4 protein-coding genes are annotated in these 2,371 nt (G+C 60.4%); 1 reads left to right on the top strand and 3 read right to left on the bottom strand.

Going from position 1 to position 2,371, the window contains the following annotated elements; all coding sequences use genetic code 11:
• On the top strand, positions 1-216 hold a 216-nt coding region (locus NW807_RS07875; RefSeq protein WP_414425767.1), incomplete at its 5' end, for a phosphoribosylglycinamide synthetase C domain-containing protein.
• A 232-nt stretch (positions 217-448) separates the two neighbouring features.
• Here the strand turns inward: NW807_RS07875 and NW807_RS07880 are convergent.
• From NW807_RS07880 to NW807_RS07890, 3 genes are all read right to left on the bottom strand, one after another.
• Complete coding sequence (locus NW807_RS07880; RefSeq protein ID WP_414425768.1) at positions 449-1,594, bottom strand: CAP domain-containing protein; 1,146 nt, start codon at positions 1,592-1,594, stop codon at positions 449-451.
• A gap of 6 nt (positions 1,595-1,600) precedes the next feature.
• Positions 1,601-1,756, bottom strand: coding sequence for a hypothetical protein (locus NW807_RS07885; RefSeq protein ID WP_414409808.1), 156 nt, complete (start codon positions 1,754-1,756; stop codon positions 1,601-1,603).
• A gap of 130 nt (positions 1,757-1,886) precedes the next feature.
• Positions 1,887-2,252: an ureidoglycolate lyase gene (locus NW807_RS07890; protein WP_414405887.1), complete on the bottom strand. Its 366-nt coding sequence runs from the start codon at positions 2,250-2,252 to the stop codon at positions 1,887-1,889.
• Between the last annotated feature and the right edge of the window lie 119 nt (positions 2,253-2,371).

Below are 2,371 nucleotides of genomic sequence, written 5' to 3' on the forward strand. Positions count from 1 at the left end.
TTCCATGCCGGCACTCGCCAGGTGGGCAAGCAGCTTCTCAGCGAGGGTGGGCGTGTCCTCTGTCTTACCGGCCAAGGGGCAACGCTGGCAGAAGCGCTGCGCCAAGCCTATGCCGCTGTGGAGCAGGTGCAGTTCCCCAAAGCCCACTACCGCTCCGACATTGGCAGCCGCGCCCTCGGGCCGAAGGTCCGCCTAGGTGTGGTGCCCGATCCGTAGGCAGATCATGGCCCCAGAGAGGTCGCTTCTCCAGGGCCCCTAAAGCAGTTTTTAAAAAAGCTTTGATACCTAAACCTTAGCTTCTCTGATGACGAGGCAGCAACGATAGTATCGAAATCTCAACTTTCCGTTGATTTTCTCAACAGTAGACAAGAAAGGGGCTTGCCGGAGTTTCTCCCAGCGAAGGCGAGATTCCTGAGACCCCAACCCAGGGCCACAAGTTAAGGCTCAGCTACGGGGAGAACCGGCGGAAGTTCAAGGGATCCTCCCGCCAAAGCCAGCGAGGTGGGATCCCTAGCCCTTCCGTCAAGGCAGCGGGCCTTGGCCCGGCTTGAGGGTCGCAGTCGTAGAGGGTGGTGGTGTAGCGATAGGTGCGCGGCGGCCCACCCTTGAGCCGGATGCCGCTGATCTCAAAGAAGTAGGGTCGATTGGGCTGAATGGATCCCACCGAGTAGGTGAGAGTTTCTAGGCCAAAGGCGGGATCCCCAACCCGGATATCCCAAACCGGCACTGCCTCGCCGGTAAGGGTATCGGTGATGCGGATCTGGGCCTGGCTGAGGTCAGACAAGCCGCCACGGCTAGGCACCGAGAAAGACCAGCGGTAGGCGGACAAAGGCTGGCCGGAAAACCCCTCGAGGCGGTACAGGTAGCCGTCTCTTTCTGGGAAAGCAATAAACTCAGGATCCGGTACCGACTCGTCAAAGCCGAAGATCCAATTGGCATTGGCCTGAGTTACCCGTCCGGCCCGCGGGTCGAAGACGATGCCGTAGGCTCCTTGGGCATACTGGGGATAGAGGTTCCAGCGGCGGTGACCCACATCTACAAAGTTCTCTCGGCCCGGCTCGGCAAAGTAGATATCTACCTGGCGGGCCAGCACCTGCCCTGGGTCAGGGCCGTTCAGCTCCAGAATTGGGCCAATGGCCAGGTTGCTGAAGCGGGCTCCTGCTTCTCCAGCAGGAGTAAAGCAGCGCCAAGAGGGAGGGGGCTGGTGGCTGAGGGCGCCATTGGCCACCTGCAGCAGGGCCGCCTGCTGAGCGGCCTCCAAGAATTCGGGATTGAGCTTCACCGGCGGCAACTTGTGCAACAGCCGCAGAAAGTTCAACCGATCCATCATCTTCTGGGCTGCTGCTGGGGTGAGGCGACCGGGATTGCAGATGGCAGCCTGAGGCTGCTCGGCGTAGATGGGACCAGCAAAGGTGCGGGTTTGGCGATCCAACTGGCAAAGAAAGCTAGCAATTGGCAGCTCCCCTGCCCGGGGAGGCTCTGGAGCCGTGGGGGATCCCTCCCCATTGCAGGCCGTCAAGAGACCAAGGCAGAGCAGAATGACCAGCCCTACCCCCCACCGCTGCTTTAAGCCAAGCAGCCGCTGCCAGCGCATGCAAAACTATCGGCCAGCGGGAGTGGGGGTGGGAGTGAGGCTAGGGGGGCTAACCGTGCTGCCGCTGCCCCCGTCGCAGGCAGACAACAGCCCTAGGCACAGGAACAGAGCCAGGGTGCTCAAGAGCTTGCCGGTTTCTGGGGTAGGTTGGAGTGTAGCCATAGTAACAAATCTCCAAGACGCCGCTGGGTTTGACCCCGTTTTATCACATAGGGGGGAGTGCCAAGGCTCCTGTCGTAGTGCTGCCACCGGATCCCCGCACCTATTTGTCTTGGCTGCCGAATCTGGCTGCTCAAGGGATGATCTGAAACTCCAGGTTGTGGGTCTGGAGCAGGTCGATTGTCTCGTGGTTGGTGATGTTGGTGTCAGCCAGCTCCAGGTTGTAGCAGTCGATAAACTCCTCGCCGTCGAAGTAGGGGCCAGCGTGCCAGGTGCCCAGCTCCAGTTTGATGAAGCAGTCGCCAGCCACTCGAAAAGCTTGAATCCCGTCCACCTGCAGCTCGTCGGCAGGCGGCGCGACGGCGATGAACCACTCCTTGCCGTGCAGGGATCCCAGGCACTGGGTGCAACGGGTGTGGCGGGTTATTTGGCTGAACTTGAGGCCAGGACGGAGCAAGCGCATGAGGTAAAAGCGGGGCTGGCCCTGATTCAAAACCAACTGGGCATCTTAGCTGTCGAAAGGCTTGTCGTCGGGAGCAGGGTAGATCGCCTGCCCGTAAGGGGCAAAGTTGGTAGTGTCGCGTATTTTGTGGGTTAAGCATGGAGGGCGGAATGGAC

Origin of the sequence: Synechococcus sp. R70.1 (assembly GCF_047461675.1) — a bacterium.
GTDB lineage: Bacteria > Cyanobacteriota > Cyanobacteriia > Thermostichales > Thermostichaceae > Thermostichus.

What these genes read in the sequence shown, in the direction of transcription:
- NW807_RS07880 (WP_414425768.1), bottom strand. Translation starts at nt 1,594, where the DNA reads ATGCGCTGGCAGCGGCTGCTTGGCTTAAAGCAGCGGTGGGGGGTAGGG.
- NW807_RS07885 (WP_414409808.1), bottom strand. Translation starts at nt 1,756, where the DNA reads ATGGCTACACTCCAACCTACCCCAGAAACCGGCAAGCTCTTGAGCACC.